Annotated in this window: 24 protein-coding genes; 8 read left to right on the forward strand and 16 right to left on the reverse strand. The window is 56.5% G+C overall.

Annotation, left to right across the window (positions count from 1 at the left end; genetic code table 11):
• Positions 1–245 precede the first annotated feature (245 nt).
• The 4 genes from NH461_RS12765 to yajL all read left to right on the forward strand — a co-directional run bounded on the left by NH461_RS12765 (position 246) and on the right by yajL (position 3,829).
• Positions 246–1,037, forward strand: coding sequence for an outer membrane protein OmpK (locus NH461_RS12765; RefSeq protein WP_261600717.1), 792 nt, complete (start codon positions 246–248; stop codon positions 1,035–1,037).
• A 328-nt stretch (positions 1,038–1,365) separates the two neighbouring features.
• The gene (locus tag NH461_RS12770) at positions 1,366–2,205 is read left to right on the forward strand and encodes an outer membrane protein OmpK (RefSeq protein ID WP_261600718.1); all 840 of its coding nucleotides are present in this window, start codon (positions 1,366–1,368) and stop codon (positions 2,203–2,205) included.
• A 108-nt stretch (positions 2,206–2,313) separates the two neighbouring features.
• Positions 2,314–3,219 carry a 2-dehydropantoate 2-reductase gene (gene panE / locus NH461_RS12775; RefSeq protein ID WP_315903223.1) on the forward strand — a complete coding sequence of 302 codons (906 nt, stop codon included), beginning with the start codon at positions 2,314–2,316 and terminating at the stop codon, positions 3,217–3,219.
• On the forward strand, positions 3,209–3,829 hold the full coding sequence (gene yajL / locus NH461_RS12780) for a protein deglycase YajL (protein ID WP_261600719.1): 621 nt from the start codon (positions 3,209–3,211) through the stop codon (positions 3,827–3,829). The genes panE and yajL overlap by 11 nt, the downstream gene beginning before the upstream one ends.
• Before the next feature lie 159 nt (positions 3,830–3,988).
• Here yajL and thiI read toward each other — a convergent pair whose 3' ends face one another.
• From thiI to pomA, 3 genes are all read right to left on the reverse strand, one after another.
• Complete coding sequence (thiI, locus tag NH461_RS12785) at positions 3,989–5,437, reverse strand: tRNA uracil 4-sulfurtransferase ThiI (protein WP_261600720.1); 1,449 nt, start codon at positions 5,435–5,437, stop codon at positions 3,989–3,991.
• Positions 5,438–5,629: 192 nt separating this feature from the next.
• The gene (locus NH461_RS12790; protein WP_261600721.1) at positions 5,630–6,547 is read right to left on the reverse strand and encodes a flagellar motor protein MotB; all 918 of its coding nucleotides are present in this window, start codon (positions 6,545–6,547) and stop codon (positions 5,630–5,632) included.
• Positions 6,548–6,556: 9 nt separating this feature from the next.
• Positions 6,557–7,318 (reverse strand): flagellar motor protein PomA, encoded by a 762-nt coding sequence (pomA, locus tag NH461_RS12795; protein ID WP_261600722.1) that lies wholly within the window; start codon positions 7,316–7,318, stop codon positions 6,557–6,559.
• A gap of 203 nt (positions 7,319–7,521) precedes the next feature.
• Here pomA and xseB point away from each other — a divergent pair, with 203 nt between their 5' ends.
• From xseB to dxs, 3 genes are read left to right on the forward strand one after another with little or no spacing between them, the layout of a single operon-like run.
• Positions 7,522–7,764 (forward strand): exodeoxyribonuclease VII small subunit, encoded by a 243-nt coding sequence (xseB, locus tag NH461_RS12800; RefSeq protein ID WP_261600723.1) that lies wholly within the window; start codon positions 7,522–7,524, stop codon positions 7,762–7,764.
• Positions 7,757–8,659: a (2E,6E)-farnesyl diphosphate synthase gene (gene ispA, locus NH461_RS12805; RefSeq protein WP_261600724.1), complete on the forward strand. Its 903-nt coding sequence runs from the start codon at positions 7,757–7,759 to the stop codon at positions 8,657–8,659. The genes xseB and ispA overlap by 8 nt, the downstream gene beginning before the upstream one ends.
• 21 nt (positions 8,660–8,680) lie before the next feature.
• Positions 8,681–10,540 (forward strand): 1-deoxy-D-xylulose-5-phosphate synthase, encoded by a 1,860-nt coding sequence (gene dxs / locus NH461_RS12810; RefSeq protein ID WP_261600725.1) that lies wholly within the window; start codon positions 8,681–8,683, stop codon positions 10,538–10,540.
• 52 nt (positions 10,541–10,592) lie between these two features.
• Here dxs and NH461_RS12815 read toward each other — a convergent pair whose 3' ends face one another.
• The 10 genes from NH461_RS12815 to glyA form a co-directional block, all read right to left on the reverse strand.
• Positions 10,593–12,671 carry a hypothetical protein gene (locus NH461_RS12815; RefSeq protein WP_261600726.1) on the reverse strand — a complete coding sequence of 693 codons (2,079 nt, stop codon included), beginning with the start codon at positions 12,669–12,671 and terminating at the stop codon, positions 10,593–10,595.
• 138 nt (positions 12,672–12,809) lie between these two features.
• Positions 12,810–13,295 carry a phosphatidylglycerophosphatase A gene (gene pgpA, locus NH461_RS12820; protein ID WP_261600727.1) on the reverse strand — a complete coding sequence of 162 codons (486 nt, stop codon included), beginning with the start codon at positions 13,293–13,295 and terminating at the stop codon, positions 12,810–12,812.
• Between the two features lie 3 nt (positions 13,296–13,298).
• Entirely contained in the window at positions 13,299–14,273 is a 975-nt protein-coding gene (thiL, locus tag NH461_RS12825) for a thiamine-phosphate kinase (RefSeq protein ID WP_261600728.1), read from the reverse strand.
• A 62-nt stretch (positions 14,274–14,335) separates the two neighbouring features.
• Positions 14,336–14,806, reverse strand: coding sequence for a transcription antitermination factor NusB (gene nusB / locus NH461_RS12830; RefSeq protein ID WP_261600729.1), 471 nt, complete (start codon positions 14,804–14,806; stop codon positions 14,336–14,338).
• Positions 14,806–15,276: a 6,7-dimethyl-8-ribityllumazine synthase gene (ribE, locus tag NH461_RS12835; protein WP_261600730.1), complete on the reverse strand. Its 471-nt coding sequence runs from the start codon at positions 15,274–15,276 to the stop codon at positions 14,806–14,808. The genes nusB and ribE overlap by 1 nt, the downstream gene beginning before the upstream one ends.
• Before the next feature lie 201 nt (positions 15,277–15,477).
• Positions 15,478–16,581, reverse strand: coding sequence for a bifunctional 3,4-dihydroxy-2-butanone-4-phosphate synthase/GTP cyclohydrolase II (gene ribBA, locus NH461_RS12840; protein ID WP_261600731.1), 1,104 nt, complete (start codon positions 16,579–16,581; stop codon positions 15,478–15,480).
• Positions 16,582–16,607: 26 nt separating this feature from the next.
• On the reverse strand, positions 16,608–17,267 hold the full coding sequence (locus NH461_RS12845; protein ID WP_261600732.1) for a riboflavin synthase: 660 nt from the start codon (positions 17,265–17,267) through the stop codon (positions 16,608–16,610).
• Between the two features lie 12 nt (positions 17,268–17,279).
• The gene (ribD, locus tag NH461_RS12850) at positions 17,280–18,404 is read right to left on the reverse strand and encodes a bifunctional diaminohydroxyphosphoribosylaminopyrimidine deaminase/5-amino-6-(5-phosphoribosylamino)uracil reductase RibD (RefSeq protein ID WP_261600733.1); all 1,125 of its coding nucleotides are present in this window, start codon (positions 18,402–18,404) and stop codon (positions 17,280–17,282) included.
• Positions 18,405–18,452: 48 nt separating this feature from the next.
• Positions 18,453–18,902, reverse strand: coding sequence for a transcriptional regulator NrdR (gene nrdR / locus NH461_RS12855; protein ID WP_261600734.1), 450 nt, complete (start codon positions 18,900–18,902; stop codon positions 18,453–18,455).
• Between the two features lie 179 nt (positions 18,903–19,081).
• Positions 19,082–20,332 (reverse strand): serine hydroxymethyltransferase, encoded by a 1,251-nt coding sequence (gene glyA, locus NH461_RS12860; protein WP_261600735.1) that lies wholly within the window; start codon positions 20,330–20,332, stop codon positions 19,082–19,084.
• A 510-nt stretch (positions 20,333–20,842) separates the two neighbouring features.
• On the opposite strand from glyA, the gene NH461_RS12865 reads away from it, so the two are divergent.
• Positions 20,843–21,454 (forward strand): YitT family protein, encoded by a 612-nt coding sequence (locus NH461_RS12865; protein ID WP_261600736.1) that lies wholly within the window; start codon positions 20,843–20,845, stop codon positions 21,452–21,454.
• Between the two features lie 86 nt (positions 21,455–21,540).
• Here NH461_RS12865 and glnB read toward each other — a convergent pair whose 3' ends face one another.
• From glnB to purL, 3 genes are all read right to left on the reverse strand, one after another.
• Positions 21,541–21,879: a nitrogen regulatory protein P-II gene (gene glnB / locus NH461_RS12870; RefSeq protein WP_261600737.1), complete on the reverse strand. Its 339-nt coding sequence runs from the start codon at positions 21,877–21,879 to the stop codon at positions 21,541–21,543.
• 124 nt (positions 21,880–22,003) lie between these two features.
• Positions 22,004–22,399, reverse strand: a complete 396-nt coding sequence (locus NH461_RS12875) for a hypothetical protein (protein ID WP_261600738.1) — start codon at positions 22,397–22,399, stop codon at positions 22,004–22,006.
• A gap of 247 nt (positions 22,400–22,646) precedes the next feature.
• Positions 22,647–26,552 carry a phosphoribosylformylglycinamidine synthase gene (gene purL / locus NH461_RS12880; RefSeq protein ID WP_261600739.1) on the reverse strand — a complete coding sequence of 1,302 codons (3,906 nt, stop codon included), beginning with the start codon at positions 26,550–26,552 and terminating at the stop codon, positions 22,647–22,649.
• Positions 26,553–26,756: the final 204 nt, after the last annotated feature.

The following is a 26,756-nucleotide window of genomic DNA, read 5'->3' on the forward strand; positions in this document are numbered from 1 at the left end:
AGCCGCCATTAGATGACGCATTTATCACTTAGTTCAGAAAAATATCACTGAAACCACCAAAAATGACGATCGTGATCACTAAACACCAAAAATGTAATCGATTCCAAAAGATCGTGATCACAATTAGCAAATGATTGCGCAACCGTTACATTTCCAACAGTGACATAAAACCATAGAATCACTTCCACAACGAAACGGGCCGCAAAAGAGCCTGATACCAATACACAATGAGCGAGAGTTTACCCATGCGCAAATCCCTAGCAGCACTGAGCGTGCTGGCAGCAACAGCACTGCCGGCCACCGTTAACGCCGCCGATTATTCTGACGACATTCACAAGAACGACTACAGCTGGTCACAATTCAACCTGATGTACGCCATCAATGAATTGCCAGGTGAATCAGACCACGATTACATGGAAATGGAATTCGGTGGCCGCTCTGGCATCTTCGACCTGTACGGTTACGTTGATGTATTCAACCTGAGCAGCGACAAAGACAGCGACAAAGCTGGTGCCGAAAAAATGTTCATGAAGTTCGCACCGCGTGTTTCCCTGGATGCCGTGACCGGTAAAGATCTGTCATTCGGCCCGGTTCAGGAACTATATGTTGCGACACTGATGGAATGGGGTGGTAACGCAGGTGTCAACAACCAGAAAATCGGTCTGGGCTCTGACGTAAACGTACCATGGCTGGGCAAAATCGGTCTGAACCTATATGCGTCATACCGCGGCAACGACCATGAGTGGAACGGTTACCACCTTGCAACGAACTGGTTCAAGCCATTCCACTTCTTCGAAAATGGCAGCTTCCTGTCTTACCAGGGTTACATCGACTACGAATTCGGCCTGGACGATGGCCCGAACACCGGCGGCGCGAGCAGCGGTGGTGCGATGTTTAACGGCCTGTACTGGCACTCAGATCGCTACGCAGTGGGTTACGGCCTGAAAGCGTACAAAGACATCTACGGTATCAAAGACTCTGATGCGCTGAAATCAACCGGAGTCGGCCACTATGTTTCTGTAACTTACAAGTTCTAAGTTCCAGACATTCATATCCTGAAAAGCACTCACGCTGTGGGTGCTTTTTTTTTGCGCTCTCATTGTTAAGAGGGTCCTTATTTTCAAGACTGCCTCGCTTTCTCTTTCATTTTTTTCAACTTTTCCCCCTGCGACACTGCCCGGTGATTAAGGATCACGCCTTAACCTTAAGACAACCAACCGCCCGGTAAAGAATACGCTAGCCTTTGCTAATAGAAGCGTGCCCATTTCATTTCTATAACAGCGCGCTGAACAGGGCTCCTGCGATGGTGCAACCGGTCATCCGCAGATCCCCGAAGCAATGGCATTTGGCTAGCGAGATCTCATTATGAACAGAACTTTGGCTGCTCTCAGTATTAGCGCTGCCCTTGCCCTGCCGGGCACCAGCGGCGCCGTCGATTACTCCGACGATATCCATAAAAATGATTACAAGTGGTTCACCCTCAATCTGATGCAGAGTATCAACAACCGGATCCCCTTCGGATTCCAGGACGATACCTATTTCGAGATGGAATTCGGCGGCCGCTCCGGCTGGCTGGATCTCTACGGTTACCTGGATGTGTTTGATGTACTCAACTCCAGTAACTCCGATCGCAACAAACCGGAAGGCAGTGATGACTTTGCAGACAACTTCTTCTTTAAATTTGCTCCCCGCTTCTCTTTAGATGGGATCAGCGGCAAAGATCTCTCCTTCGGCCCGGTGATGGAGCTCTATATTTCCACCTTGACCAATGTGGGTGACAACGCACTGTTTGAGCACTATATCGGCCTGGGGTCTGATGTGCAGGTGCCCTGGTTCGGCAAAGTCGGTCTCAATACCTATGCCCGGTATGTCCGGGAAAACTTTGGGGCGGAGAACGAGGGGGAATGGGATGGCTATATGATTTCCACCAACTGGTTCAAACCCTGGCTGACCCTCAGCAGTGGCGACTTCGTTACCTACCAGGGTTATCTGGACTATAAATTCGGGGCCTCGAAAATTTCCGATGATATCAACCGGACCACCACGGCCATTGAGTGGTTCAACGGCATCTATTACCACACCCCGCAATGGGCCTTCGGCTACGGCCTGAAGTACTACCACAACATGGCCCTGTTTAAAGACGGGGGATTTGCCGGCGATACCACCGGCTTTGGTCACTACCTCTCGGCCAACTACAAATTCTGATCCGCTCCCTTCAGCGCAAACGGCACAACCCGGACGTGCCCCTCACCTGTCAACGGCGGCCCAAGAACATGGTATGCTGAGCGCTGTTCTGACTAAGAAAGGATACCCGTGTTGAACCTGACCATTGTCGGCGCCGGAGCGATTGGCCGTTTATGGGGATGCCACCTGAGCCAAGATCATGCCGTCCACTTCTGGACCCGGGATAGCGCCTCTGAGCTGTCCCTGAGCTTCAATCCCCTGGCGCAAACATCCCCACAGCACTATACCTTTGCCGCCAACCAGTCCGCGCAATTGCAGCAAGCCGACGCGGTGTTACTGACCGTCAAAGCATTCCAGGTTGAGCAAGCACTCACCTCCATTTTGCCGTATCTGCCGTCCCGCACACCGGTCATCGTGATGCACAACGGTATGGGCACCCATGAAAATGTCTCAGCGTTGCTGCCGGAGAACCCGTTGTTGTATGCCACCACCACCCAGGCAGCCTATCGACCGACTCCGGGACAACTCAACCACACCGGTCTGGGGCATACCTGGATCGGGGCGATCAACGGCAGCGGCAAGGCACATGCGGCACTGACCGGGCAGCTGAACCAGGCGCTGCCGCCCTGCCAGTGGCATGACCAGATCCTGATCCCGCTGTGGCAGAAGCTGGCCATCAACTGTGCGATCAATCCGCTCACCGCCATTGCGCAGTGCCGCAATGGGGAGCTGGCGCAAGCCAAATACCACCGGCAGCTGGATGCCATCTGCACCGAAGTCGCAACCGTGATGAATGCCGAAGGGATCGCCTGCGACCGCACCTCCCTGCGCCACCAGGTCGATCAGGTGATCAACAATACCGCTGGAAACTATTCGTCGATGAATCAGGACATTTCTCAGCACCGGCCGACGGAAATCGACTATATTACGGGATATCTGATTGACCGGGCTCAGGAACACGGGATTGCGGTTCCGGAAAATACCCGACTATGGCACCAAATCAAACAACTGGAGCAACAACACCATGACGCATGAGGCCCAGCAGCGCCCGATCAAAGTTGCCGTCTGTATCGCCCCCGGCAGCGAAGAGATGGAAGCCGTCACCACCATCGATATTCTGATCCGGGCCGGTTTTCAGGTCACCATTGCCAGTGTCGCTTCCGACGGGGCATTGATCATGGCCGGCTCTCGCGGGATCAAGCTGGTCGCCGACGTCGCGCTGGTGGCCATTGCCGACGAGCCGTTTGACTGTGTGGTCCTGCCGGGCGGTGTCGCCGGGGCCGAATGTTTCCGCGACAGCCCGCTGCTGGTCGAGTTTGTCAACCAGCACAAATATGACGGCAAGCTGGTTGCCGCTATCTGCGCCGCCCCGGCAGTGGTATTGGAGCACCACAATCTGTTTCCGAACGCCCTGATGACGGCTCACCCGGCCTTCCTGGATCAGATCCCGGAAGCCCGCCGCCGGAGCAAGCGGGTGGTCTATGATATCAACCACCGTCTGCTGACTAGCCAGGGACCGGGCACGGCACAGGAATTTGCGTTTGAAATTATCGGCCATCTGGCAAGCAAGGCACTGGCCGCCGAAGTCGCGGAGCCGATGGTGGTTTGGCCGAATATGCACTACACCGTGCTGCCGCGAAAGTAAGCGCTAGCCGCCAGCAAAGCCGGCAGGCAGGAAAGACACCGACGCCAGTCCGACACCACTGCGCCCCCGCTGTACGGGCATCGCCGCAGTGCCGGAGGCTAAAAACAAAAACGAGAGCCGAAGCTCTCGTTTTTTATCGTGAAGAAGCGCAAGATCTCCTTACGGACGGTACACCTTCACGTTCTCAAACCCGTTTTCTTTCAGGTACAGCGCCTGCAAACGGCTCATCACTCCGCGATCGCAATACAGCAGGTAAGTTTTATCCTGCGGCAGATCGCCAAACTGCGTAGCCAGCTTGTAGAACGGCAGATGTCGCACTTCAACGTTCTCCAGCTCCAGCGGATTCTCGTCTTCTTCATCCGGGCTGCGGATATCCAGCACAATCGCATCCGTTTCAATCTGATCCACCAGCTCAATTTCCGGCGCCTGCTCCTGGCTTTCTTTCTCGATATTACGGATATCGATCACCCGGGCTTCGGTCACCACACGCTCCAGCACCGCAAAGTCAAACTTGGCTTCTTCCGCTTCCAGCTTCTCTTTCACCGCTTTCACAGTCGGGCTTTTCGAGATCACGCCGCAGAATTCCGGCATCGTCTTGGCAAAATCTTCAGTGCCGATCTCACGGGCCACGTTGATAATATCTTCTTTATCCCAGTTGATCAGCGGACGCAGGATCAGCGTGTCGGTCACGTTATCAATATGGCGCAGGTTGGTCAGGGTCTGGCTGGAAACCTGGCCCAGTGCCTCACCGGTCACCAGCGCCTGGATCCCGAAACGCTCCGCCACCTGGCCGGCCGCGCGCATAAACATCCGCTTCAGGATCACGCCCATCTGGCCGTCATCAACTTTTTCCAGGATTTCCGCCACAACCGGCTCAAAATCAATCGCGATGAATTTTACTTTGGCCGAGGAGCCATACTTTTTCCACAAGAAGTGAGAAACCTGCTTCACGCCAATTTCATGCGCCGGGCCACCCAAGTTGAAGAAACAGTAATGCACCTTGCTGCCACGCTTAATATGCAGGTAGCTCGACACCCCGGAGTCAAAACCGCCGGAGATCAGGCTCAGGACATCTTCCTGCGTGCCCAGTGGGAAACCGCCCAGCCCTTTATGGCGAGCCAGGATCTGGTTCAGCTTCTCGTTCTCAACCTCGATATTGACCGTGATGTCCGGGTTTTTCAGCTTCACCGACGCCGAGGCAACGGCCTGGTTCAAACCGCCGCCCACATAGCGCTCAAGATCAATGGAAGTGAAGTCATGCTTACCGGTCCGCTTCACGCGAACACAGAAGGTTTTGTCTTCAAGCTGACTGGCAACATGTGCCAAGGTCTGCTCATAGATGTCGTGCATGTCCTTGAATTCGGTCTGTTTGACTTCCAGTGAATGATGGATACCCGGTGTCTGCGTCAGCACCGCCAGCACCTGGTCGCGAATACTGTCATCTTTTGAAGTCACTTCGATGTAGCTGCGTCGGTTATGCACCGCCACAGAATCGGACAAACGCTGAAGAATAATGCGGATGTTACATTCCAGAATTCGGGTGAAGCGCTTGCGAACCGATTCACTCTTCACAAAAATCTCTGGATGGGGTTTAACAATAAATTTCATAACACGCTTCGCTACACTGGGCCAAACAATACCAAAAGGCAAACATACCAAAAGGATCAAAGGCGCGAATTATACAGCAAGCAGGCTGTTGCTGAAACAAGGATATATCCCCAAGTCGTGCTCATCACTCGCAGAGACAGCCTGAAGATACAGGGCACGACCCACGGCCCTGTCCATCCTCTTAGTGTAGGCTTAATTCCCGCCGCTGCTCAGTTCCTCGGAATAGTGCGGTTCACCCTGCATAATCGAGATCTCGACCCGGCGGTTGGCGACGCGCTGCGCTTCGGTCTTGTTGTCATTGAGCGGCGCCGTGTCGGCCAGCCCCATCACTCGCAGGCGCTTATGATCGAAACCATCCACTTTTTCCATCTCCTGGGCAACTGACACCGCGCGCTGAGCCGAGAGATCCCAGTTCGAGCGGTACAGCTCAGAGTCCAGTTTCTGATTATCGGTATGGCCGGAAACCCGGATCACCCCGGGCACGTCTTTCACCAAATCAGCGATCTGGCGCACCAGCGGGCGGAACTTCGGTTGCAGAAAAGCAGAGCCTGCCGGGAACGAGCCTTTCTCTTTAATTCGGATCACCACCTGCTGACCGAAATTCTCGACTTCGATAGCACCGTCTTCGATTTCCCGGTTCAGCGCCTGCTGCAACACTTCCATCAGTTGCTGCTGGGCCTCCATCATCTCGGATTGATCATTCTGGTTGAGCTCAGTTGACAGTTGGGCGCTCTGGCCGCCGGTCAGTTGCCCGGCGTCCCGTTGGGTCCCCCCGGCGCGATCCGATTCCCCTTCGTGGAAGTCCAATGAACGCTGGGTCATATCAATCGTCTGCTGCATGATCACTTCGATCGGCGTCGGCTCCGGACGGCCCGGGCGAAACTCCTGGGCGATCACACTGGTTCCCTTGGGAATATCCTTCACCTCCAGCATGTTCTGCACCCCGAAGGCAAACTTCATTGAGCCGGCGATCTGTTTGAACTTCAGGACGTCCATCTCAGAGAACGACAGCAAGAGGACGAAGAAACACATCAACAGCGACATCAGATCAGCGAAGGTGCCCATCCACGGCGGCAGCCCCGGGGGGGGACATTTGCATTCGTCTTCCATACGCGCCCCCTACTGATCGCCGTCAATCGTACGTTTTTTCTCGTTGAGATAGTTCTTCAGGTAACCGTCAATCACCCGTGGGTTCTGACCGTCCTGAATCGCCAGCACCCCGTCCAGGATCAAGCGACGATTGAGCTTCTCTTCGTCTTTGCGCAGTTCCAGTTTGGCGGCAATCGGCAACATCACCATGTTGGCCAGCATCGCGCCATACAGGGTCGTCAACAGGGCGACGGCCATTGCCGGACCGATGGATTTAGGATCATCCATGTTCGACAGCATGGCCACCAGACCGATCAGGGTCCCGATCATCCCCATCGCCGGGGCCACATCCCCCAGCGCCTTAAAAATACCCGCACCCTGCTCATGGCGCTCGTTGGTCAGGGAAATATCTTTCTGCAGCGTCGCCCGCACCACATCGGCATCGTGGCCATCCACCAGCAGGTCAATCCCCTTGCGCAAGAATGAGTTTTCGACTTCCATCTCTTCCAGGGCCAGGAAGCCCCCTTTGCGCGCGGCATCCGCCATTTCAACAACTTTGGCAATCAGATCTTCCGGATTATCGGTCTTGAACATGAATGCTTTGACCGCAATTTTGGTCGCGCCGAAAAACTGGCCGACACTGTACTGCATCAACGCCACGAACGTTGAGCCACAAAATACGATCAGGATCGACTGCGTATCAATGAACATATTGATACTGCCGCCCAATACCATTGCCATGATGACAAAGGCAAAAGAGCCGATTAAGCCGATAAGGGTCGCCAAATCCACCGAGAGTTCTCCAATTTAGCCAATTACTTTGCTTGGGGTATTCTAACCAACTCAAACTGTATCGGCACCCTTGAATTTAGATTTAGCCTGGTTGTCGGCAAAATACGAAAATAACTGTTGGTCCCACAGAATCCTGTGAGATAATTTGACCCTAATACGTCTCTACGTTATTTTTCCTGCACTTAAATTACAGTGAACCCCGTATGGCAGCTAAAAAACCTGAAAAAATGGCGTTTGAAGCCGCACTGGACGAACTCGACGGCATCGTCAATGAACTGGAATCCGGCGACATTGCTCTTGAGGACGCATTAAAAAAATTTGAGCGTGGTATCGCGCTAGCACGCAGCAGCCAGCAAAAGCTGACCCAGGCTGAACAGCGTGTCGAAATTCTGCTTCAGGCAGATGATCAAGCCCCCCTGACTGAATTTGATGCGAATCATGAATAACTCTTCATCCCTGTCATCCTCCCTGCAGTACTACCTCCAGCGGAATAACCAACAACTGGCCCAGTGGCTGGCGGCACAACCTTACGCCGAGCAGACCCTGGTCGAAGCCATGAAACACGGAACCCTGCTGGGCGGCAAACGGGCTCGCCCTTATCTGACCTATGTCACCGGCCAGATGCTGGGAGCTGACTGCGATGATTTGGATACTCCGGCCGCTGCGGTCGAGTGTATCCACGCCTATTCATTGATCCATGATGATCTGCCGGCGATGGATGATGACGAGCTGCGCCGCGGCCAGCCGACCTGTCACATCGCGTTTGACGAAGCCAGCGCCATTCTGGCCGGGGATGCCCTGCAGACCCTGGCGTTTGAAATCCTGGCAACCGGACAACTGAGCGAGCAAGGCGAAGCCTACCGGATCCGCATGGTCCGCGAACTGGCCCGGGCTTCCGGTGCTGCCGGCATGTGTCTCGGTCAGGCGCTGGATCTGGCCGCCGAAGGCCAGCAAATCTCGCTGGCACAGCTGGAAACCATTCATAAGCACAAAACCGGGGCACTGATCCGGTGTGCGATCCGCCTCGGCGCCCTGGCTGCCGGAGAGCGTGGCGTGGCCGTCCTGCCGCAACTGGACCGCTACGCAGAAACCATCGGGCTGGCTTTCCAGGTTCAGGACGATATCCTCGATATCACCAGTGATACCGATACCCTGGGCAAACCACAGGGCTCCGACATCGCGCTGAACAAAAGCACCTACCCGGCCCTGCTCGGTCTGGAGGGCGCGCAACAAAAAGCACAGCAACTTTACCAAGAAGCGCTACAAGCCTTGGCTGCAATACCCTACAATACAGACCAACTCGAAGTTTTCGCCCGATACGTCATCGAGCGCAATAACTAAAATCAGTAAAAGCGCCAAATTATGACACTGGATATTTCAAAATACCCGCATCTGGCTCTGGCCAACACCCCAGATGAACTCCGTTTGCTCCCCGCAGACAGCCTGCCTGCGGTTTGTGATGAGCTACGGACCTATTTACTGAATACGGTAAGCCGCAGCAGTGGTCATTTTGCCTCCGGCCTGGGTGCCGTAGAGCTGACCGTGGCCCTGCACTATGTCTACAACACCCCGTTTGATCACCTGATCTGGGATGTGGGTCACCAGGCCTATCCGCACAAAATTCTGACCGGCCGTCGCGAGGCGATGCCGACCATTCGCCAGAAGGATGGGATCCATCCGTTCCCGTGGCGGGAAGAAAGCGAATACGACGTCCTGTCGGTCGGCCACTCCTCGACCTCCATCAGCGCCGGTCTCGGCATGGCGATTGCCGCTGAGAAAGAAGGCCTGGGCCGCAAGGTGGTCAGCGTGATCGGCGACGGTGCCATTACGGCCGGGATGGCGTTTGAAGCCATGAACCATGCCGGGGATGTCCATTCCGACATGCTGGTGATCCTCAACGACAACGAGATGTCGATTTCGGAGAACGTCGGCGCCCTGAACAACCAGTTGGCGCGGATCCTGTCCGGCAATCTCTATACCACCTTCCGTGAAGGCGGCAAGAAAGTACTGTCCGGCGCGCCGCCGATCAAAGAGCTGGTCAAACGTGCAGAAGAGCATCTCAAAGGGATGGTGGTGCCCGGCACCATGTTCGAAGAGCTGGGCTTTAACTATATCGGCCCGATCGACGGCCACGATGTGGCAGAGCTGGTCAAAACGCTGAAGAACATGCGCAACCTCAAAGGGCCGCAGTTCCTGCATATCATGACCAAAAAAGGCAAAGGGTATGCGCCGGCGGAAGCCGATCCGATTAACTACCATGCGGTGCCGAAGTTCGATCTGACCCAGAATCCGATCCCGAAAGCCAAAAGCCTGCCAACCTTCTCCCATATCTTTGGCGACTGGCTGTGCGACATGGCCGCCGAAGACAGCAAGCTGATGGCGATCACCCCGGCGATGCGCGAAGGTTCCGGCATGGTCCGCTTCTCGAAAGAATACCCGGAGCAGTATTTTGACGTCGCGATTGCCGAGCAGCATGCCGTCACCCTGGCAACCGGGATGGCCATCGGTGGCTATCACCCGGTGGTGGCGATTTACTCGACCTTCCTGCAACGCGGCTATGATCAGCTGATCCACGATGTCGCCATCATGAACCTGCCGGTGATGTTTGCCATCGACCGCGGCGGTCTGGTCGGTGCCGACGGCCAGACGCACCAGGGCTCGTTTGATCTCAGCTATATGCGCTGTATCCCGAATCTGGTGATCATGGCGCCGAGCGATGAGAACGAATGCCGCCAGATGCTCTACACCGGCCACATGCATCAGGGGCCGAGCGCAGTACGCTATCCGCGCGGCAGCGGCACCGGTATCACGCCGGAGCGCGAGATGACTGCACTGGAAATCGGCAAAGGCGTGGTGCGCCGTCAGGGCGAAAAGGTTGCGATCCTCAGCTTTGGCACCATGCTGGGCTACGCGCTGGAAGCAGCCGAAAACCTCAATGCGACGGTGGCAGACATGCGGTTTGTCAAACCGCTGGATGAGGCGCTGATCCTTGAGCTGGCCGCCAACCATGACGTGCTGGTGACCGTGGAAGAGAATGCCATCGCTGGCGGTGCCGGCAGCGGCGTCAATGAATTCCTGATGAAGCAGAAAGTCCTCAAGCCAGTGCTGAACCTGGGCTTGCCGGATCGTTTCATCGAGCAAGGGACTCAGGCCGAGCTCCATGCCCTGCTGGACATCGACGGTCCGGGCATCGAGAAGCAAATCCGCGCTTATCTGGACTAAGTCCGCCCTTCTCGTTCAACGCGTTCAAACGGCTCCCTTGCGGAGCCGTTTTTTATGGTGACTCCGAAGACGATACGCGTTTCAGCACCGCACCTTCATACCCCCCCAGTTCGATATAGCGCATCGGCTCGCTCAGGCTACCGTCATAGAACACCCGCTGGTAATCGCCCGGCAGCGATACCCGCAGCGGTTTAGCCAGCAGGAAGCTCTGCATATCATGCGCTTTCACCGCCCGGTACACCACCAAGCCGTCACTGTAACGACGCGCCATCACCCCTTCGTTCGGCACCACCCCGTACCAACCGCTCCGGTAGAGCCAGAACCAGTTGGCCGGCAACAGCGCAATATTGCCCAACTGGGTGGTCGTGGTCTTGGCGCTGTCCTTGTCGTTCACCCACTGCACCAGCTTGTAGCCGCCGGGTGGCGTGATCGGGTGGCCGATATCGATATTCAGCATCCCGGTCGGCTGGTAGGCCCAGTTCTTCGGCACGCCCCCGCGGTACCAGTTGCGCACCGTCGTGTTCCCGCTGCCATACAAATGGGTCTGGTTCCAGCTGTGGTAGTAAGTCAGCCCCGGCACATTAAAGAAATAGTACTGCGCCAGACCGGTTTCGATATCCTGCTGCCAGGCCCGGGCCGAGGTCGGTGACAGATCGCTTCTGCCGCCTTTGACCGAGGCCATGATCAAACTCTTGTCCCCGGCTTTACCCAGCGCAAACTGCTCCCAGCCCTGTTGCATCCGCGTCAGCCCCATCGCCGGATGGAGATAGTGCTCGCGCAGCCAGAAATCAACCATCGACCGCAGCTTGGCCGGCCAGACCGCGCTCTGCCACACATTCAGGCGCGAGATATTGGCCGCCAGCCAGCGAGTTTGGGTGCGCTGTTTCACCAGCTGTAAGAAATCGGCCTGCTGCACCGCGTAAGTGGTGGCCGCCGATTCCGTTCCGGCCCGCGCTGACAACTCTGCAATCCGACCGCCCTGAGTCACCCGGAACTGATTCTCGCCCAGCAACTGGGCCATGTCATCGTTATAACCCCCACTCAGCCCCTGGCGCAGCCAGTCGGCCTGGTACCAGCCGACCCTGAACTGGTTCCAGGCCGGATCAGCAAAATTCGTCCGGTACCAGCAGGTACCGGGCCATTGATGCCCGGCCGGGATCAGTCGGGCCTGATGGCGAAAGCGGGCACTGGCATTGCGGTTCGCCCGATCGGCAAATTCGGCATCATCAATGTAACCGTCCCCATTGCGATCGTTTTGCCCGTCCCAACCCGGAATGGCTAAACTGCCCGGCTCCCGCGTCAGCCAGGGCTGAAACTGCAGTCCATGCACCCGGGTGGCCGTCGGCCACTGAAGCCGAATCATCCAGGTTTTCAGGCCATTCTCCAGGCCGCGCTTGCCACTGTTGAGCTGACGGCCCTGATAGACGGCCCGCACACTGGACCAGGCGCCAGCCTGGGCCATTGTACCGGTCTGGATCAGCTGCTTTGCCTCGCCAACCCGGCTCTGCCAGCGCAGCGCAACCGGCTGCCAGTCGCCGACGGCTCCCGCTGCATCGGCAACGGCCCGGCTCGCCTGCGGCGGCTGGAGGGCGGTGATCTGCACGCTGTCAAACGGATAAGCGGCCATGGCGATCAGGGCATCGCCGGGCTGAAGGGTGAGCGGGAGACGAGCCGTCGAATACTGATCATTACGGACCAGCAGCAAATGGTATGGTTGGCCTTCCAGCAGGTAATCCAGACCGCTGCTGAGGCGCTCAGCCGCCAGCACCGTATCTTCGGCAAAATGCAGGTAACCATCTTCCAGGTCCAGTCCCCGGCCCGCCGCTTCGCGGCTCAACCAGGCGGTCTGTGGCCCGGGGCGACAATTGAGCTTTTGGCTGTAGATGTAGCCGATAGCGACCAGAGACTGGTTGACTGTGGCATCGTGCATGCTCCCCAGTACCAAATCAGCATGGCGCCCTTCCCACTGTTTCACCGCATCTGCGGTATCGAAGTAAGAGGTGGCCTCCGGCTCATCCCATCCCCCGGGCAGGACCCAGGCCGTGCCAGTCGAAGGATAAACTTGGGGATAGACCGGAAATGCGATCCAGACCATCAAAAGCAAGGCGCACTGCCACCACCGATTCAGCATGACTCACCATAGGTTTCACCGGATAACTTACTTACAGCCTAGTCGATATGCAGCTAGTCTCCTGATTTTTATTATTTTTCTTAAAAATAAAACACCGCGCAAGTGCGCGGTGTTAATTCGTGTTTAATGCGGGGAGAGTTACCAACCCAGCCCGTAGCCCAGGGCCCATAAGCTGATCATCGCCATCACCCCGGCCAGCAGATCATCGGCCATGATCCCGAGCCCGCCGTGAACATGCTTGTCCAGCCAGCTGATCGGCCACGGCTTGACCATGTCAAAAAAGCGAAACAGCATAAAACCGGCCAGCAACCACTGCCAACTCACCACCGGCGCAACCGCCATGGTGATCCAGAAGCCGACAAACTCATCCCAGACAATGCTGCCGTGATCATGCACACCCATATCATCGGATGTTTTCTGACAAATGGTGATCCCCACCAGCGATGCCACCAGGATCAGAAGCAAGTAAAGGGTAAACGGCAACTCAGCCATCAGCAGGTAAAACGGCACCGCAGCCAACGTGCCCATGGTGCCCGGAATCACCGGGGAGAGACCACTGCCAAAGCCGGTTGCCAACAAGTGCCAGGGATTTTTCAGATTAATTTTATCTTTTGGATTTGCCACGTATTACTCCGCAAAGTGGTCATAACCATGAAGCTGCCAGTCCAGCGGCACCTCACCGCGCATCAGGGTGATCCCCTGGCCGGAGCGGAGCTGGCCGATACAGGTCGCCTGAACCCCACTGTGCGCCAGCGCGGTGTCAATCGCGCCACGATTTTGCTCCGGCACGGTAAAGCAAAGCTCGTACTCTTCACCACTGCTCAGCGCCAGTTGCAGGGCGCGATCGCGCTCCGGCGCGAACCGGCACAGCTCCGGTGACAACGGCAGTTTCTCCACATCGATCACCGCCGCCAGGCCGGAGCGGGTCAGGATATGGCCGAGATCGGCAATCAGGCCGTCAGAGATATCCAGCGCTGCGGTTGCAATGCCACGCAGCGCCTGCCCGGCCAGGATCCGCGGTTGCGGCAGATAATGACGCGCCAACAGACAATCCCGAAGCTGCGGGTCCGCCACCTGCTGTTGTCCCAGCACCAGCGCCAAACCGGCGGCACTGTCGCCCAGATTGCCGGTGACATACACCCAGTCACCCGAGTTCGCTCCGCTGCGGGTCAGCGCCTCGCCCTGTGGCACAAAGCCATGGACGGTGATGGTGATGCTGAGCGGGCCCTTGGTGGTATCCCCGCCCACCAGCTGGACATTGTAATATTCAGCCAGGGCAAAAAAGCCCTGACAGAAACCAGCCAGCCAAACTTCATCCGGCTCGGGCATCGTCAGTGCCAGTGACACCCAGGCCGGCGTCGCGCCCATGGCCGCCAGATCGCTCAGGTTGGAAGCCAGGGCTTTATGGGCGACCTTCGCCGGATCGGCCTCAGCCAGAAAGTGGGTTCCCGCCACCAGAGTATCGGTACTGACGGCCAGCTGGCTGCCGACCGGTACCGCCAGCAGCGCGCAGTCATCGCCAATCGGCAACACCACATCACGACGGCTGACGGCCTGATGCTCAAAATAACGGGCAATCAAATCAAATTCGTTACTAGCCATACTTTTTCAGATCCAGATAGAAAAAAGGCCAGCTTAGCTGGCCCTCTATCGTCTTCAATCGCTTACTTTTTGTTGCGAAGTGTTGGTGCTGCTTTATCCAGCACGCCGTTCACAAACTTGTGGCTGTCTTCCGCACCGAAGAGTTTCGCCAACTCGATCGCTTCGTTAATGACCACTTTGTAAGGAACGTCGTCACGCTTGACCATTTCGTACATCGCCAGGCGAAGCAGTGCCAGTTCCATCTGATCCAGATCCTGCAGCGGGCGCGACAGGTACGGACGCATTTTGCTGTCCAGCTCCTGGTGGTTCAGAACCACACCAGTGAACAGATCACGGAAGTAGACGACGTCTGTATGCGGAGCGGCCAGAACTGGTGCTTCAGCCTGGAACTCTTCTTCTTCAAACTTATCCCCGGACAGGAAATGTTGCTCGATATCGGCAACATTGCCTTTCGTAATTTGCCAAGAATAAATCGCTTGGACAGCAAACTGACGTGCATTTCGACGTGCGGCTGGTTTCACAGTAACCCCCATTAGGATTCGATTTGGGACAGGACATTGACCATTTCAAGCGCGCTTAGTGCAGCCTCTGCCCCTTTATTACCAGCCTTGGTACCGGCACGCTCAATGGCTTGTTCGATAGAATCAACAGTCAGAACACCGAATGCAACCGGAGTGTTGTACTCCAGAGCAACCTGCGCCAGACCTTTGTTACACTCTCCGGCAACATAATCAAAGTGCGGTGTACCGCCACGGATCACAGAGCCCAGCGCAACAATCGCATCGTAACGATCGCTCTTGGCAATCTGTTGTGCCACCAGCGGCAGCTCATAGGCACCCGGGCAACGAACAACTGTGATGTTGTCATCACTCACCTGACCCTGACGTTTCAGCGCATCAAGTGCGCCTTCCAACAGACTTTCGTTGATGAAGCTGTTGAAACGTGAAATTACGATAGCAACTTTTGCATTTGGTGCCGCGATGGCGCCTTCAATAACCTTCATGGGCCTTCCTGTGACTATGTCTTTTCCGGTTTGAGAAACCGCGGGAGTCTACCACACTTTATGGGTTATACCAATTTACTTGTGGGCCGCATCCCGCGACGGCATCCGGGCCCCTGCGGCGTCTCAATCCAATTCAATTTGATATTCCCGGCAGCTGGCACGCCGCGGGAAAGTGAGCCAGCGGGTTACCGCCAAGCCCGGCTATTCGCAGATATACTCAACCACTTCCAGGCCAAAACCGGACAGCGAATGATAGCGCTGGTGCGTTGAGGACAGCAGGCGCATTTTGGCCACCCCGAGATCGGCAAGGATTTGCGAGCCGACCCCGACCTGGCGCGACTGATCTTTCGGATTCAGTTTCACCATCGGCTTACCGGCTTCCTGCGCGGCCAGATGCTGGATCTTGGTCAGCGTCGACTCTTGCGACTCATGGCGATTAAGGATCACCATCACCCCACCTTCCTCGGCAATGCGCTGCATCGCTGCCGACAGCGTCCATTGCGACGCCCCTGAGTGCAGAATATCTTTGAACGTATCCTGCACATGCACCCGCACCAGCGTCGGCTCTGCCGGGCTGACTTGCCCCTGGCGCAACGCATAATGGATTTCGTTATCGATGGTGTCACGGTAGGTGATCAGATCAAACTCCCCGAACGCCGTCGGCAGGCGACACTCGGCCACGCGCTCAATGGTGGTTTCGTTGGTATTGCGGTATTCGATCAAATCGGCAATGGTGCCCAGCTTCAGGCCGTGCTTCTCGGCAAACACTTCCAAATCCGGGCGACGCGCCATCGTGCCGTCTTCATTGAGGATCTCAACAATCACGCTCGACGGCTCCAAACCGGCCAGGCGAGCAATATCACAACCGGCTTCGGTGTGACCGGCACGGGCCAGTACCCCACCCTGTTGCGCCATCAGCGGAAACACATGGCCCGGCATCACGATATCCGACGGTGTCGCATTCGCCGCTACGGCGGCTTGCACCGTCCGGGCACGATCTGCCGCAGAAATCCCGGTGGTCACGCCTTCGGCCGCTTCAATCGAAATGGTAAAGTTGGTGCTGAACTGTTCGGTATTGTCCTGCACCATCAGCGGCAGATTCAGCTGCCGGCAACGGTCTTGCGTCAGGGTCAGGCAAATCAGTCCCCGTCCGTGGGTGGCCATAAAATTAATGGCATCAGGGGTGATCTTTTCCGCGGCCATGATCAGATCGCCTTCATTTTCGCGATCTTCATCATCCATCAGGATCACCATCTTGCCCTGACGAATATCCTCGATGATCTCTGCTGCACTACTTAAAGCCATTGTGTTCCCCTTCTCCTGCTTGCTCTTTATGATTTCAAGAATCCGGACTTGGCCAGCAAATCCATGGTCACTGCCGGCGCTTTTTCAGCAGCGCGCTCCCCCAGCATCAATCGCTCCAGATAGCGGGCGATCACATCCACTTCCAGGTTGACTTTCCGGCCCGGCTGGAATGATTCCATCGTGGTCTCGGCAGCGGTGTGCGGCACGATCGTCAGTTTGAACTCATCGCCCCGGATGGCATTGACGGTCAGACTGATCCCATCAATCGTGATCGAGCCTTTTTCGGCAATATATTTCGCCAGATGCGCCGGCACCCGCACCCAGAACTCAATGGCCCGGCCGGTGTGGGTCCGTTCAATAATTTCGGCCACTTCATCCACGTGGCCGGACACCATATGACCGCCGAACCGGGTGGTCGGCAGCATGGCTTTTTCCAGGTTCACCGCCTGGCCGGCACGGTACGTCGCAAATGCGGTCCGCTGGAGGGTCTCTAACGACAAATCGGCCACATAGCCCTTGCCGGTCAGCGCCACCACCGTGAGGCAAACCCCGTTGGTCGCAATACTGTCTCCCAATTTTACATCGGATAGATCAAGCTTGCCGGAATCTACCGTCACAGAAATGTCTTTGCCTTTCGGGGTCAGCGCCGTAATGGTCCCGACGGCTTCAATAATGCCAGTAAACATGAAGGCGTTTCCTTAAATTGCTTGTTTGATTTGCGCGGTGATCCGGATATCCGGACCCACCATGCGAACATCCCGGATGTCCAGCAGTGGTACCTGAGCCATTGCGGTCAACCCTTGCAGGTCAATCAGTCCCCGGCTGTCGCTGCCCATCAGCTTTGGTGCCTGATAGACAATCAGCTCATCGACCAGCCCGGCAGAGAGCAAGGCCCCCGCCAGCGCGGCCCCGGCTTCCACCCATACATGGTTGATATCCTGCTTCACCAGCGCGCTCATCAGGGCGTCGAGATCCAACTGGCCCTGCGCGCCCGTCGGCACCACCAGCTGCTGCACCGATGCCGGCCAGGCTTCACTCCCCGCCGCACGCCGCGCGAGCAGCGTTTGTCCCGGCAAGCCAATCAGGCGATGGGCCGGAGTGATCCGGTTCTGGCTGTCAATCACCACCCGGGTCGGCTGGCGCAGTGATGCCTGCGGATAATCCTGCTGCACGGCCTCGCCCAGCTCTTCCCAGCGTACATTGAGCGACGGATCATCGGCCAGCACCGTGGCGCTGGTTGACAAGATTGCCCCAGCCTGAGCACGGTAGCGCTGCACGTCCGCCCGCGCCGCCGGGGAGGTGATCCACTTGCTCTCGCCGTTCGCCAGGGCGGTGCGACCGTCTAGGCTGGCCGCCAGCTTGAGCTGCACGAACGGCTTGCCGGTTTTCATCCGTTTGATGAACCCCGGATTCAGCGCTTCGGCATCGGCTTCAAGTAAACCCGACTGCACCGCAATCCCGGCTGCACGCAGCATTTTCAGCCCGCGCCCGGCCACTTGTGGGTTCGGATCGACCATGGCACAGACCACCCGGGCAACCCCGGCACTGATCAGCGCCTCGGCACACGGTGGCGTCCGGCCAAAATGGGAGCACGGCTCCAGGGTGACATAGGCGGTGGCCCCCAGGGCTTTGTCGCCGGCCGCCCGCAAGGCAAACACTTCCGCGTGAGGCTGGCCGGCCTGATAATGATAGCCTTCGCCGACAATGTCGCTGCCGTGGGCAATGACACAGCCGACATTGGGATTGGGCGCAGTGGTGAAACGGCCGCGTTTTGCCAGTTCAATGGCCCGCAGCATCATGGCATGGTCAATCGATGAAAACATCAGGGTTTGCTTATCATGGTTCAGGCGGCGGCAGGGTGCCGCCAGCACTTATTTTTCCAATCTGGCGATCTCTTCGCCAAATTCTCGAATATCTTCAAAACTACGGTACACGGATGCGAAGCGGATATAGGCAACCTTATCCAGCTCTTTCAACGCTTCCATCACCAGGTTGCCAATCATTTCAGACGGCACTTCCCGCTCACCGGTCGCCCGCAGGCGTGACTTAATGGTGTTGATGGCGCGCTCGATATCATCCGCGCTAACCGGCCGCTTTTCCAGGGCGCGTTGAATCCCGCCCCGCAGCTTCTCTTCATTGAACGGATCGCGACTGCCATTGGTTTTAATCACCCGGGGCATCACTAATTCTGCCGTCTCAAACGTCGTGTAACGCTCATTACAGGCCAGACACTGACGACGGCGACGGACTTGATGACCGTCTGCCACCAGACGGGAATCGATTACTTTGGTGTCATTTGCACCGCAAAAAGGACAATGCATCTTGCCTCCTCATACTCGTCGCCTCAGTGTAACCCATTTCTCGCCGCTATTGAGCTTTCGGGCCGGGTTTTTCTTATGATTCTGGCAGATAAAACAAAACGGCACCTGAATCAGGTGCCGTTTGCTTTCACTTGCGTTCTGCCGCCCGGGTCGCGCTGCGTCGGGCGAGCACCGCCGCATTAGGCGTAGACTGGCAGGCGCTGACAGATCTCCAGCACTTTCGCCTTGGTCGCTTCAATCACAGCAGGATTGTTCACGTCGTCCAGGATGTCACAGATCCAGCCAGCCAGTTGCTTGGCATCTTCCGCGGTGAAGCCACGACGGGTGATCGCCGGTGTGCCCAGACGAATGCCTGAGGTGACAAACGGGCTGCGCGGATCGTTCGGCACGCTGTTCTTGTTCACGGTGATGTTGGCCGCGCCCAGTGCTGCGTCCGCTTCTTTCCCGGTGATGCCTTTGTCGATCAGATCAACCAGGAACAGGTGGTTTTCGGTGCTGCCGGAAACAATCTTGTAGCCACGCTCCAGGAACTCACCGACCATCGCCTTGGCGTTCTCAACCACGCGCGCCTGGTATTCTTTGAATTCTGGTTCCATCGCTTCTTTGAAGGCCACCGCTTTGGCTGCAATCACGTGCATCAGCGGACCGCCCTGCGCGCCCGGGAACACGGCTGAGTTCAGCTTCTTGTACAGATCTTCGCCGCCGTTCGACAGGATCAGACCGCCGCGAGGACCGGCCAGTGTTTTGTGCGTTGTGGTGGTGACCACGTGTGCGTGCGGTACCGGGTTCGGATAAACGCCCGCTGCGATCAGGCCCGCCACGTGTGCCATATCGACAAACAGGTAAGCACCCACTTTGTCTGCGATTTCACGCATGCGTTTCCAGTCAACGACCTGTGAGTAGGCAGAGAAACCACCGATGATCATTTTCGGCTGGTGCTCAACCGCCAGGGCTTCCATTTCTTCGTAGTCGATTTTGCCCGCTTCATCGATGCCGTAAGGCACGATGTTGTACAGACGGCCGGAGAAGTTTACCGGAGAACCGTGGGTCAGGTGACCACCGTGCGCCAGGCTCATACCCAGCACGGTATCCCCGGCATTCAGCAAGGCCATGTACACCGCGTTATTAGCTTGTGAGCCGGAATGCGGCTGAACGTTGGCATACTCGGCACCGAATAGCTGGCAAGCACGGTCGATCGCCAGTTGCTCCGCTTTATCCACGTACTCACAACCGCCGTAGTAACGCTTACCCGGGTAACCTTCGGCATATTTGTTGGTCAGCTGAGAACCTTGTGCTTCCATTACACGCGGGCTGGTGTAGTTTTCAGAGGCAATTAACTCGATGTGCTCTTCCTGACGCGCAGTCTCTTCCTGAATAGCTGCAAAAAGTTCTGCGTCATAATCGGCAATATTCATGTCGCGCTTTAGCATCTGTATCTCCTGACTCAGATTGTTCTCATACACACCCGCAGAAGCACCAAAAAAACCGTTCTGTCTGCGAATGAATGGTAAACCGTAATTTTCGGTGAACATTGAAAAAACATGAGGCCAGGCACCGCCTGAACGCAAACGTTTTCGTCACCTTGGTACATAGCGCTGTATTTTACAGAATTTGATCCGGATCAGATAGTCCTGATTGCCCTTTTTCTTACGATTTCTACATGTTTATTTTCCATGCCTGCATGAATTCCTTTCATCTTGATGAAGCCATCATCAGCGCTCTTTAGTTTATCATCTCTATTTTGCAAGAAATTTATGAAATTAATAGTTTACAAAGTTGTACAAATTTAATGACACAGCTGAGTTGGCCATTTCCGCGACCGACTTCTCGTTTTGCGGCCTGACCCAGTATGATTGCCGCCAGCAAGCATCTTCCGATCCCACCGTTCTGATCATCGGTCACGACGCTCGGATCGGGTCAGAAACAAGGAGTCTGATTTTTTGAGCGGTTATCATCATTCCCATAAAGAGAACATCATTGCGATCCTGACCGGCACCTTTGTCGTCGCCCAGGGCGTGTTCTTTCTTCAGCAAGCCCATTTGCTGACCGGCGGCACCACAGGTCTTGCCCTTTTGCTCAGCCAGTTTATCGGCCTGTCGTTCGGCCAGCTGTATTTTCTGCTCAATACTCCGTTCTACCTGATGGCCTGGTTCCGGATGAGCCGCAGTTTTGCCGTCACCAGCATTATCTCCGGCGGTCTGGTCTCGGTGATCACCGACCATATGCACTACGTGCTGGAAATCAGCCGGCTGGAGCCGCTGTACTGCGCGATGATCGGCGGACTGCTGATGGGACTGGGGATGCTGATCCTGTTTCGCCATCAGACCAGCCTGGGCGGATTCAATGTGCTGGTCCTCTATTTACAGGAAAAGTTCGGCTGGTCGGCCGGCAAACTGCAGATGGGGATCGACCTCTGTATCCTGATCGCCTCCTACTTCCTGGTCAGCCCGATGACCCTGGCGCTGTCTGTGCTGGGTGCGGTGATGCTGAACCTGGTGCTGGCGATGAACCACAAGCCCGGACGCTACAGCGGCTCGGCGATTGCCGGCTAGTTGTCATACTGCAACGGCGCGGATCAAAAAAGGCTTGCCCACCCGGCAAGCCTTTTTCATCACTTTCGGCAACGACGCAAGGCGTCTTAGATAGCGTCTTCGTCTTCTTCGCCGGTGCGGATCCGCACCACACGCTCAACATCGAACATAAAGATCTTGCCGTCACCGATCTTACCGGTTTGCGCCGTCTCGATAATGGTCTCGATGCATTGCTCCGCGACATCATCCGCCACCACGATTTCCAGCTTCACTTTCGGTAGGAAATCAACCATATACTCGGCGCCACGATACAGCTCCGTGTGCCCTTTCTGGCGCCCAAAGCCCTTGACTTCCGACACCGTCATCCCGGTGATGCCGACTTCTGCAAGCGCTTCTCGAACATCATCAAGCTTAAACGGCTTAATAACGGCTTCAATTTTCTTCATCTTTCCTCGTCCTATGCTGAGCAGAGGTCATCAACGCACAGTCTGCGCCAATTGCCTGATTAATCATGGCTGTATTATCACAGATCTGGCCGGTTAATACCAAATCCGGCGATGCAACAAACGGTTAATACCGCAGATCATGGGTCTCCATCATCTTGAGCAACAGCCAGACCGCATAGATCAGAATGCCGCTATTGATCGCCAAGACCGCCAGACCGCGGTAGGCCGGTTCAATCAACAAAGGTAAATAGGGGATCAGACTCATGCCGAAAAACAGCGTGGCCGCCGGAATAAAGAAATAGAGCGGGATGAAGCCCCACTGATTGCCGCGAAACAAGCCGAAAATCGCCGTCACGCCGGACAACAGCACCAGGATCGCGATGATCCAGGGCACGATGCCAATTTGCTTTGCACTGAAAATCAGGGCAAAGCTTTCCAGATATCGAATCAGACAAATCATGACGAGGAGCGCTAACGCTTTCGCTGCGCTGAACCTGCGGTGGGATCCGGGTTGTTCCATTCCCTGCTCTCTTCCATAAAACGGGGGCCATCATCGTATGGCCGTCATCTTTCCAGGCGGCATTTTATGAGTAAAGATTAAACAACTCAATCCATTCCCTGTGCCGATGTGCTTTCTTTCAGACATAGCAATATTCAATTGGTTCCTGTGCCTACACAGCGCTTCACTCACGACCATAGGTGACAACGGCCCAAAACCAAACAGCCGCTCCGAAGAGCGGCTGTTTCCTATCGCATCAGCGCGGGCATTAGCCCAGGTTGACCCGGGCGTTACGGAACATCCGCATCCACGGGCTGTTTTCGTTCCAGTCATCCGGATGCCAGGAGTTCGCCACCGTACGGAATACCCGCTCCGGGTGCGGCATCATAATGGTGACACGGCCGTCCTGAGTAGTCAGGCCGGTGATCCCGTTCGGGGAGCCGTTCGGGTTCGCCGGATAGTTCTGAGTGACGTTGCCGTAGTTATCGAGGTAACGCAGGGCCACCGTACCGGATTGTTCAATCGCATTCAGGTGCGCGCCATCGCGAACTTCCACGCGACCTTCCCCGTGCGAGACCGCAATCGGCATCCGCGAACCGGCCATGCCGTTGAAGAACAGCGAGTCACTCTGCTGCACTTCCACCAGGCTGAAGCGTGCTTCAAAACGCTCGGATTCATTGCGCACGAAACGCGGCCACAAATCAGCGCCCGGGATCAACTCGCGCAGGTTCGACATCATCTGACAGCCGTTACACACGCCCAGGGCGAAAGTGTCGTTGCGATGGAAGAAACGCTCGAACTGCTCACGCGCCATGCCGTTGAACAGAATCGACTTCGCCCAGCCTTCACCGGCACCCAGCACATCCCCGTAAGAGAAGCCGCCACAGGCCACCAGGCCGTTGAAGCCATCCAATGCCACACGACCGGACAGAATGTCGCTCATGTGGACATCGCGGGCATCAAAGCCGGCACGGTCAAATGCTGCCGCCATTTCGACATGCGAGTTCACGCCCTGCTCACGCAGGATGGCCATCTGCGGGCGGGCACCGGTTGCAATAAACGGCGCGGCCACATCTTCGTCCAGATTGAAGCTCAGCTTAGTGTTGAGGCCCGGATCGGCGACATCCCGCTTGGCTTCGAATTCCTGCAACGCACCCGCCGGATTGTCACGCATCGCCTGCATCTGGTAGGTGGTTTCCGCCCAGATGGTACGCAGCTCAGTGCGGCTTTGCTCCAGCACACGATCATTGCCGTTCCAGATCCGCAGTACATCTTCGTCTACCACGGTGCCGATCACGTGGCTGCACGCGTCCAGACCATGGGTCGCCAGCACCGACTGGACTGTATCCAGATCTTCGGTCCGGACCTGGATCACCGCGCCCAGCTCTTCGTTGAACAGGCTTGCCAGCACATCGTCGCACGCATCGCCATCGGTGGTGTTCAAATCGACTTCCACCCCGGTATGACCGGCAAAGGCCATCTCGGCCAGCGTCACATACAGGCCGCCGTCACCGCGGTCATGATAAGCCAGCAGTTTCTCGTCGCGGATCAGCGCCTGCACCGCGTGGAAGAAGCCTTTCAGCAGTTCAGGGTTATCAACATCCGCCGGCTTGTCACCCAGTTGTTTGTATACTTGTGCCAGGGCTGTCGCACCCAGACGGTTCTGACCGCAGCCAAGATCGATCAGCAGCAGGCTCGAGTCGCCTTTGTCCGTGCGCAGTTGCGGCGTGACCGTCTTGCGCACATCTTCGACGCGACCGAAGGCCGTGATCACCAATGACAGCGGTGACGTCACTTCTTTGGCTTCGCCGTTCTCTTCCCACTGGGTCTTCATCGACATTGAGTCTTTGCCGACCGGAATGGTCAGGCCCAGCGCCGGACACAGCTCTTCACCGACCGCTTTCACCGCTTCATACAGACCAGCGTCTTCACCCGGATGACCGGCCGGTGACATCCAGTTGGCCGACAGCTTGATGCGTTTCAGATCGCCGATATCGGCACTGGCAATGTTGGTGATCGCTTCACCGACCGCCAGACGGGCCGACGCGGCAAAGTCCAGCAGCGCAACCGGTGTCCGCTCACCCATCGACATGGCTTCACCGTGGTAGGTGTCGTAGCTTGCTGCCGTGACCGCACAGTTGGCGACCGGCACCTGCCACGGACCGACCATCTGATCGCGGGCAACCAGACCGGTCACAGTACGGTCACCAATGGTGATCAGGAAGGTCTTCTCGGCTACCGCCGGCAGACGCAACACGCGGTGGGTGGCTTCTTCCAGCACAATCGTGCTGCGATCAATCGCCTGTCCTTCGGCTTTTTGCGAAGTCACATCCCGGTGCATCTTCGGCGGCTTGCCGAGCAGGATATCCATCGGCATATCGATTGGCGTATTGTCGAAATGGCTGTCTTCCAGCGTCAGATGACGTTCTTCGGTGGCTTCACCGACCACGGCGTACGGCGCACGCTCGCGCTGACAAATCGCATCGAAGATGTCCATATGCTCCGGCGCAACCGCCAGAACATAACGCTCTTGCGATTCGTTACACCAGATTTCCAGCGGGCTCATGCCCGGCTCATCATTCGGCACATCACGCAGCTGGAACTTGCCGCCGCGCTCACCGTCATCCACCAGCTCCGGCAGGGCATTGGAAATCCCGCCCGCACCGACATCGTGGATAAAGGCGATGGGGTTGGCTTCGCCCATCTGCCAGCAGCGGTCGATCACTTCCTGACAGCGACGCTCCATTTCCGGGTTTTCGCGCTGCACTGAAGCAAAGTCGAGATCTTCTGCCGACTGACCGGAGGCCATCGAAGAAGCCGCGCCGCCACCGAGGCCAATGTTCATTGCCGGGCCACCCAGCACAATCAGCTTGGCGCCGACCGGAATTTCTTTCTTCTGGACATGCTCGTCACGAATGTTACCCATCCCGCCGGCAATCATGATCGGCTTGTGGTAGCCACGGATCTCTTCACCGTTATGAGAGGTGACTTTCTCTTCATAAGTCCGGAAGTAACCCAGCAGGTTCGGACGGCCAAATTCATTGTTAAATGCCGCGCCGCCCAGCGGGCCTTCCAGCATAATATCCAGCGCGTTGACAATCCGGCCCGGCTTGCCGAAATCGCTTTCCCAAGGCTGCTCGAAGTTCGGAATTCGCAGGTTCGATACCGTAAAGCCAACCAGACCGGCTTTTGGCTTACCGCCGATCCCGGTGGCACCTTCGTCACGGATCTCACCGCCTGAGCCGGTTGATGCGCCCGGCCAAGGCGAAATCGCGGTTGGGTGGTTATGGGTTTCCACCTTCATCAGGATATGGGCATCTTCCTGGTGGTAGTTGTACTGGCGCGAGGCCGGATCCGGGAAGAAGCGACCCACTTTGGAGCCGGTCATCACCGCGGCATTGTCTTTGTAAGCAGACAGGACGTAGTCGCTGTGCAGCTCATAGGTGTTCTTGATCATCTTGAACAGCGACTTGTCCTGATCCACCCCGTCAATCGTCCAATCGGCATTGAAGATCTTATGGCGGCAGTGCTCAGAGTTCGCCTGGGCAAACATCATCAGCTCGATGTCGTTCGGGTTACGACCCAGTTTGGTGAAGTTCTCCACCAGGTAGTCAATTTCATCTTCCGCCAGCGCCAGACCCAGCGCCACGTTCGCTTCTGCCAGGGCCTGACGGCCACCCGCCAGAATATCTACGCTTTTCACCGGCGCCGGCTCAGCCTGAGTAAACAGGGCCGCCGCGGCGTCCGTCTCGGTGAACACCACTTCCATCATGCGATCGTGGATCAGACCTTTCAGCTCAACAAGTTGAGCGTCGGAAAGGGCAGCTGTGGTTTCGATATAATACGCCGTCCCGCGCTCCAGGCGTTTCACCTGAGTCAGGGCGCAGTTACGGGCGATATCAGTCGATTTGGAAGACCAGGGAGAAATCGTCCCCGGGCGCGGGGTGATCAGAAGCAACAGGCCGGACGGCTCATGCTCTGCAATCGTCGGACCGTAGGTTAACAGGCTAGCCAGCTTGTCTTGCTCGTCCTTGCTCAGCGGCGCTGACAGATCAGCAAAATGCATGAACTCAGCGTAAATGCCTGACACAGGCAGCCCCAATTCGCGGCAGCGCTCTAGCAGCTTTTGAACGCGAAACTCAGACAGTGCGGGTGAACCACGCAAAATTTCCATGTGCGTACGTCTCTCGATTAGCAGTTGAATGAAGGTGATATTGGCCTAATCCCCCGGTAATCCGGGACAATTACGTCAATGCCACCTCGTTTTCCAGCACATTCCGAGGCATTCCGGCCACGAAGAAGCACGCGATGGGGCGTAGTATAAGGGAATTTTTTTTGTGACGTAACACCTGACGCAACCGTTTGCGCGTTTTTTTTT

The organism is Photobacterium sp. TY1-4 (genome assembly GCF_025398175.1).
Taxonomy (GTDB): Bacteria; Pseudomonadota; Gammaproteobacteria; order Enterobacterales; family Vibrionaceae; genus Photobacterium.

Excerpts from the sequence above, each read along its gene's own strand:
- NH461_RS12815 (WP_261600726.1), bottom strand. The coding sequence starts at position 12,671 with ATGCTGAATCGGTGGTGGCAGTGCGCCTTGCTTTTGATGGTCTGGATC.
- xseB (WP_261600723.1), top strand. The coding sequence starts at position 7,522 with ATGGCAGCTAAAAAACCTGAAAAAATGGCGTTTGAAGCCGCACTGGAC.
- nrdR (WP_261600734.1), bottom strand. The coding sequence starts at position 18,902 with ATGCATTGTCCTTTTTGCGGTGCAAATGACACCAAAGTAATCGATTCC.
- thiI (WP_261600720.1), bottom strand. The coding sequence starts at position 5,437 with ATGAAATTTATTGTTAAACCCCATCCAGAGATTTTTGTGAAGAGTGAA.
- NH461_RS12845 (WP_261600732.1), bottom strand. The coding sequence starts at position 17,267 with ATGTTTACTGGCATTATTGAAGCCGTCGGGACCATTACGGCGCTGACC.
- NH461_RS12875 (WP_261600738.1), bottom strand. The coding sequence starts at position 22,399 with ATGGAACAACCCGGATCCCACCGCAGGTTCAGCGCAGCGAAAGCGTTA.
- glyA (WP_261600735.1), bottom strand. The coding sequence starts at position 20,332 with ATGCTAAAGCGCGACATGAATATTGCCGATTATGACGCAGAACTTTTT.
- NH461_RS12765 (WP_261600717.1), top strand. The coding sequence starts at position 246 with ATGCGCAAATCCCTAGCAGCACTGAGCGTGCTGGCAGCAACAGCACTG.
- ribE (WP_261600730.1), bottom strand. The coding sequence starts at position 15,276 with ATGAAGGTTATTGAAGGCGCCATCGCGGCACCAAATGCAAAAGTTGCT.
- NH461_RS12790 (WP_261600721.1), bottom strand. The coding sequence starts at position 6,547 with ATGGAAGACGAATGCAAATGTCCCCCCCCGGGGCTGCCGCCGTGGATG.
- nusB (WP_261600729.1), bottom strand. The coding sequence starts at position 14,806 with ATGGGGGTTACTGTGAAACCAGCCGCACGTCGAAATGCACGTCAGTTT.
- ribBA (WP_261600731.1), bottom strand. The coding sequence starts at position 16,581 with ATGGCTTTAAGTAGTGCAGCAGAGATCATCGAGGATATTCGTCAGGGC.
- NH461_RS12770 (WP_261600718.1), top strand. The coding sequence starts at position 1,366 with ATGAACAGAACTTTGGCTGCTCTCAGTATTAGCGCTGCCCTTGCCCTG.
- dxs (WP_261600725.1), top strand. The coding sequence starts at position 8,681 with ATGACACTGGATATTTCAAAATACCCGCATCTGGCTCTGGCCAACACC.
- purL (WP_261600739.1), bottom strand. The coding sequence starts at position 26,552 with ATGGAAATTTTGCGTGGTTCACCCGCACTGTCTGAGTTTCGCGTTCAA.
- thiL (WP_261600728.1), bottom strand. The coding sequence starts at position 14,273 with ATGGCTAGTAACGAATTTGATTTGATTGCCCGTTATTTTGAGCATCAG.
- ispA (WP_261600724.1), top strand. The coding sequence starts at position 7,757 with ATGAATAACTCTTCATCCCTGTCATCCTCCCTGCAGTACTACCTCCAG.
- yajL (WP_261600719.1), top strand. The coding sequence starts at position 3,209 with ATGACGCATGAGGCCCAGCAGCGCCCGATCAAAGTTGCCGTCTGTATC.
- glnB (WP_261600737.1), bottom strand. The coding sequence starts at position 21,879 with ATGAAGAAAATTGAAGCCGTTATTAAGCCGTTTAAGCTTGATGATGTT.
- ribD (WP_261600733.1), bottom strand. The coding sequence starts at position 18,404 with ATGTTTTCATCGATTGACCATGCCATGATGCTGCGGGCCATTGAACTG.